6 protein-coding genes are annotated in these 4029 nt (G+C 72.9%); 2 read left to right on the top strand and 4 right to left on the bottom strand.

Annotation, left to right across the window (positions count from 1 at the left end; translation table 11 throughout):
* Nucleotides 1–43: 43 nt before the first annotated feature.
* Nucleotides 44–1045 carry a lytic polysaccharide monooxygenase gene (locus ACFW9D_RS21830; protein WP_384623986.1) on the bottom strand — a complete coding sequence of 334 codons (1002 nt, stop codon included), beginning with the start codon at nucleotides 1043–1045 and terminating at the stop codon, nucleotides 44–46.
* Between the two features lie 212 nt (nucleotides 1046–1257).
* Between ACFW9D_RS21830 and ACFW9D_RS21825 the strand changes: the two genes are divergently transcribed.
* Entirely contained in the window at nucleotides 1258–1722 is a 465-nt protein-coding gene (locus ACFW9D_RS21825; RefSeq protein ID WP_188339779.1) for a GNAT family N-acetyltransferase, read from the top strand.
* Between the two features lie 9 nt (nucleotides 1723–1731).
* On the opposite strand, the gene ACFW9D_RS21820 is transcribed toward ACFW9D_RS21825, so the two are convergent.
* The 3 genes from ACFW9D_RS21820 to ACFW9D_RS21810 all read right to left on the bottom strand — a co-directional run bounded on the left by ACFW9D_RS21820 (nucleotide 1732) and on the right by ACFW9D_RS21810 (nucleotide 3451).
* Nucleotides 1732–1869 carry a hypothetical protein gene (locus ACFW9D_RS21820; protein ID WP_188339780.1) on the bottom strand — a complete coding sequence of 46 codons (138 nt, stop codon included), beginning with the start codon at nucleotides 1867–1869 and terminating at the stop codon, nucleotides 1732–1734.
* Between the two features lie 165 nt (nucleotides 1870–2034).
* The gene (locus ACFW9D_RS21815; protein ID WP_384623983.1) at nucleotides 2035–2541 is read right to left on the bottom strand and encodes a DUF402 domain-containing protein; all 507 of its coding nucleotides are present in this window, start codon (nucleotides 2539–2541) and stop codon (nucleotides 2035–2037) included.
* Nucleotides 2519–3451 carry a GNAT family N-acetyltransferase gene (locus tag ACFW9D_RS21810; RefSeq protein ID WP_384623981.1) on the bottom strand — a complete coding sequence of 311 codons (933 nt, stop codon included), beginning with the start codon at nucleotides 3449–3451 and terminating at the stop codon, nucleotides 2519–2521. The genes ACFW9D_RS21815 and ACFW9D_RS21810 overlap by 23 nt, the downstream gene beginning before the upstream one ends.
* 73 nt (nucleotides 3452–3524) lie before the next feature.
* On the opposite strand from ACFW9D_RS21810, the gene ACFW9D_RS21805 reads away from it, so the two are divergent.
* On the top strand, nucleotides 3525–3899 hold the full coding sequence (locus ACFW9D_RS21805; protein ID WP_384623979.1) for a GntR family transcriptional regulator: 375 nt from the start codon (nucleotides 3525–3527) through the stop codon (nucleotides 3897–3899).
* Nucleotides 3900–4029 lie beyond the last annotated feature (130 nt).

The raw sequence follows: 4029 nt of genomic DNA, 5'->3' as shown, positions 1-4029 counted from the left end.
CCGCGCCCCCCCACCCCCGCGGCCCGCTTCGCGCGTGAACGGGTCAGCGGCCGTGGCGCGCGCCCGCCGTCGCCCGGCGCCGCGCCGAGGCGAACACGCCCGCCGCGCCGAGCGCCAGCGCCGCCGCGCCGCCCATCGCGAGGTACGGGGTGGTCGAGTCGCCGCCCGTCTCGGCGAGGCCCTCGGAACTCCCGTCGGCCTTAGGCGCGTTGGCGGAAGCGGCCGCCGGGGCGGGGGACTCCGTGGCACCCGAGTGACCCTCGTGCCCGCCACCCGCACTGTCACCGGCGCCGTCGCTCATGTCCATCCCGCCGTGGTCGATCGTCGACTTGTCGGCATCCTTCTTGATCTGCTCGTCCGAAGGCTCCGCGGGCTCCGAGGTCTTCGGGGCCGCCGCGCCGCCCGACGCCGCGTCACCCCCGTACGTCACGTCCGAGCAGGAGTAGAACGCCTCCGGGCTGTCCGAGCGCTGCCAGATCCCGTAGACCAACTGGCGGCCCGTGCGCTCGGGCAGCGTGCCCGAGAAGGTGTAGTAGCCGCCCTCGGCCACCGGGTCCGTCTTCGTCGCCACCGGGTGCTCCAGGTCCAGGTCGGACCAGGCCAGCGGCTTCGACGCGTCGTAGCCCTGCTTCGTCATGTACAGCTTGAAGGTGCCCTTGTGCGGGGCCGTCACTTTGTACTTGAACGTGTACGAGCCCGCCGAGACCTTCGTCGCGGGCCAGTCGTCGCGGGCCAGGTCGAGCCCCTTGAACTCCTCCGCGTTCGCCGAGCACAGCTTGCCGTCCGGGATCCGCTCCTGGTGCCGGCCCGCCGCGTCGCCGTCGCGGATGCCGTTCCAGTCGTACAGGGCCTGCGTGCCGCCCGCCGCGACCGCCGCCTTGCACGCCGCCGACGTCGGGTTCTCGGCGCCCTCGGCGTAACACGCCGCGACCCGGCTGACCGGGTCGCCCAGCGTGCCGTGCGCCGAGGCGGGCGCCGCCCACAGGGCGAGCGGGACGGCGGCGGTGGCGGAGACGGCGACGAGCCTGCGACGGCGTGCGGACATGGATGCTCCTCGGGCTTGCGACGTGCGAACGGGGGGTGGTGGCAAGGAAGTTAGCCCGCGAACCGGCCCCGAAAGGCCCCTGGGAGCACCCCGAGACGATCTTTATGGCGCACTTAAGGTGCGGCTCAGACTGTGATCAGAAAGCGGCCCCCGCGGCCCCCGCGGCGACCGCCGGTGGCGCCGGGGCGCACGGGTGACATAGACATGGCCGCATGAGCACCGAGAACCCGCGGGTCCGCCCGGCCACCGCCGCCGACGTCGAGGCCGTGCGCGCCGTCACCGACGCCGCGTACCACCCCTACATCGCCCGCATCGGAGTCGTCCCGCAGCCCATGGAGGCCGACCACGCGGCGGACGTGGCGGCGGGCCGGGTGTACGTCACGGGGGAACCGGAGGTCGTCGGCCTCGTCGTGGTCGAGGCCCGCCCCGACCACCTCTTCCTGGACAGCGTCGCGGTCCACCCCGACGCGCACGGGCGCGGCGTGGGCCGCGCCCTGCTCCACTTCGTGGACGACCACGCGCGCGCCCTCGGGCTGCCCGAGGTGCGGCTCTACACCAACGCGCTGATGTGGGAGAACCAGAAGATCTATCCGCGGTACGGATACGAGGTCGTGGAGCGCCGGGTCGACGGGCCCTACGACCGCATCCACTACCGCAGGCGTCTGGACGTCATCTGACCGGCCGCCCTACTCGTCCGGCCACCACGTCCTGCGCACGTCCTTGCGCACTTCGGGCCGCTCGCGCCGGGGCTCGGCGGCCTCTTCCTGCAGCCGGCGCGTGATGCTGCTCGTGCGGGCCGGCTTGTGCATGGTCACTCGGCGCATCTCGGGCCTCCTGTACCTACACGGGTTCCAACGTGGTGCCGTTGTAGTCCTGTTCCCGGAGGGTGACGCATCGAAGCGCAATTGTCAGTGGCGGTTGTCACGTACCCGGGTCGTGAGTCTGTTCGCCCGTGACCCCGACGAAGACTGCGCGCAGCGCACGGGGCCCTACGGTCGGTCGCCGGACAGCAGCGCCGCGAAGCCGTCCCCGCGGGCCAGGACCTCCAGCTCGTCCAGGGCCTGCACCGCACGCCCCGCCGCACCGGGATCCCGCTCGCGCAGGCCACTCTCCGCGAACTCGTCCTCGTCCAGCCGGATCACCTCCGACCCGTCCCCGGACACCCACAGATCCAGGTCGAGATCCTCCGAGACGAGCCCCTGCGCGTCCCGCACCACGGGACGGGTGACATCGCAGTACCAGCCCTTCAGGGCCCCGTCGCCCGCCCGCACCTCCTTCACGGAGAACCAGCGGTCCCGCCAGTAGTGCTCCGTGAACACGTCACCGGGCTCGAACCGCACGAACCCGAAGTCCCGTACCCCGGACCCCGCCCACGCGGCCCGCACCACGACCCGTGTCCCGTCGTCCCCGAGCAGCTGGGCCGGGTACGAGATCTTCTCGCGCCCGCCCTTCACCAGCCGGACCCGCACCGTCTCAGGCGCCGAGCTCCCGGACATGCCGTACCTCCGTCGTGTCCACCACATAACCGAACCACTTGTTGATCGCGAGCATCGGACCGTTCTCCGTGTCGTTGCCCGTGTACGCCACCCTGATCCCCGCCGCGCGGGCCCGGTGCAGCGAGTCGTTCTTGGCGAGCTTGGCCAGGCCCCGGCCCCGGAACGCGCGCAGCGTGCCCGTCATCCCCGTCGAGTAGCGGCCCTCGCCGTCCGTGCGGGCCATCGAGAACGCGGCCGGACGGCCGTCCACCAGCGCGATCGTGGTCAGCGCACGGTCGACCAGCGGATGCTCCCAGGTGTCACGCAGCCACTGTCCGTACTCCATCTCCGCGGGGATGTCGCCCGGCTCGTCCGCGACCGTCGCCGCGTCCAGCTCGAACACCGGGCGCGGATCGTCCGCGAAGTCCGCCGCCGTCCGCAGCTCCACACCCGGCGGCGGAGCCTGCAACGGCGGCAGCGCGTCCGGCGTGAGGTCGAGGCGCAGGAAATGGGCGCTGCGGCTGGGCCGGTAGCCCCGGGCCGCCGCCCACGCCAGGTTCTCCGTACCGTCCAGTGCCCAGCAGAACACCGTCTGTGCACCGTGCCGGGCCAGATGCTCCTCGGCGGTCCGCAGCAGCAACGTGCCCGCGCCCCGCCCGCGCCGCTGCGGATGCACGTACAGGTTGGCGAAGCCCTGCCCCGGCACCGGGCTGTCGTCCGCGATGCCCACCTGGGCCGTGCCGATCACCTCGCCGTCCTCCGCCACCGCGACCAGCTGGCGGTAGTGGGCGTCGGGATGCGCCCGTTCGGCGTCGAACGCGACGGACGCGGGCGTCGCCAGCATCGCCGGCACGCAGGCACGGCGGACCCGGGCGAAGCCCTCCGTGTCCGACGGACGGTCAGGGCTGGTGGCACGGACGATCACAGTCATGAACGCGCACGCTACGCGCCGTCCGCACGCGGGTGCCTCCCATTTTCCGGGCCGCCTGCGGGACAATCGGCCGGTGACCTTGAAGATCCGAGTCCAAGACACCGCCGGCAGTGCCGCGCCCTACGAGCAGGTGCGCGCCCAGATCTCCGAACAGGCCCGCTCCGGGGCGCTGCCCGTCGGCCACAAACTCCCCACCGTGCGCGGACTCGCCGAGCAGCTCGGGCTCGCCGCGAACACCGTGGCCAAGGCGTACCGGGCGCTGGAGGCGGACGGGGTGATCGAGACGCGGGGGCGCAACGGAACGTTTGTCGCTGCCGCTCGGGATGCGGCTTCTCGGGAGGCGGCGATCGCGGCGGAGGCCTTTGCTGAGCGGGTCCGGCGGCTCGGGCTTTCGCAGGAGGCGGCGCTTTCCGCTGCGCGCGACGCGGTCCGGGCCGCCTACGAGTAGGGGGCAGCGGGTTCGATCGCGGCTGCGGGCCGGTGGGGGCTGGTCGCGCAGTTCCCCGCGCCCCTGGAAGGCTCCGCCTTCCTCGGGGAAATGCGACCCGAAGGGTCTGCATTTCAGGGGCGCGGGGAAC

Source organism: Streptomyces sp. NPDC059524, from assembly GCF_042749255.1.
GTDB classification, from domain to species: domain Bacteria; phylum Actinomycetota; class Actinomycetes; order Streptomycetales; family Streptomycetaceae; genus Streptomyces; species Streptomyces xanthii.
The sequence above is the reverse complement of the archived record's forward strand: the minus strand, read 5'-3'. Positions and strand labels throughout refer to the sequence as shown.

Bases quoted from the DNA above. Each gene is read 5' to 3' on its own strand.
- ACFW9D_RS21830 (WP_384623986.1), bottom strand. From the start codon at position 1,045: ATGTCCGCACGCCGTCGCAGGCTCGTCGCCGTCTCCGCCACCGCCGCC.
- ACFW9D_RS21825 (WP_188339779.1), top strand. From the start codon at position 1,258: ATGAGCACCGAGAACCCGCGGGTCCGCCCGGCCACCGCCGCCGACGTC.
- ACFW9D_RS21820 (WP_188339780.1), bottom strand. From the start codon at position 1,869: ATGCGCCGAGTGACCATGCACAAGCCGGCCCGCACGAGCAGCATCACG.
- ACFW9D_RS21815 (WP_384623983.1), bottom strand. From the start codon at position 2,541: ATGTCCGGGAGCTCGGCGCCTGAGACGGTGCGGGTCCGGCTGGTGAAG.
- ACFW9D_RS21810 (WP_384623981.1), bottom strand. From the start codon at position 3,451: ATGACTGTGATCGTCCGTGCCACCAGCCCTGACCGTCCGTCGGACACG.